Origin of the sequence: Arthrobacter sp. LAR12-1-1.1 (assembly GCF_040676555.1) — a bacterium.
Classification (GTDB): Bacteria; Actinomycetota; Actinomycetes; order Actinomycetales; family Micrococcaceae; genus Arthrobacter.
This window is the reverse complement of sequence record NZ_JBEGIG010000051.1, coordinates 1-360: the sequence shown is the minus strand read 5'-3', so window position 1 is coordinate 360 and position 360 is coordinate 1. Positions and strand designations below refer to the sequence as shown.

General features: G+C 64.2%; 1 pseudogene. It reads left to right on the top strand.

Annotated elements, in window-relative coordinates:
• Positions 1 to 2: 2 nt before the first annotated feature.
• A pseudogene (locus MRBLAR12_RS23825) lies at positions 3 to 360 on the top strand (lipoyl synthase); the annotation flags it as partial.

Below are 360 nucleotides of genomic sequence, written 5' to 3'. Positions count from 1 at the left end.
AGATGCTGCGCATTGAGCAGCGAAACGCGGCCACACCGGTGGAACGGAAGCCGGAATGGATCAAGGCCAAGGTCCAGATGGGCCCGGAGTTCGTCCAGCTCAAGAACCTCGTCAAGAAGGAAGGCCTCCACACCGTGTGTGAAGAGGCCGGCTGCCCGAACATCTTCGAATGCTGGGAAGACAAGGAAGCGACCTTCCTGATCGGCGGCTCCGAATGCACCCGGCGCTGCGACTTCTGCCAGATCGACACCGGCAAGCCCTCGCCCGTGGACATGTTCGAGCCCACCAAGGTGGCCCGCTCGGTCCAGGCAATGCAGCTGCGCTACGCCACCGTGACGGGCGTGGCCCGCGACGACCTCG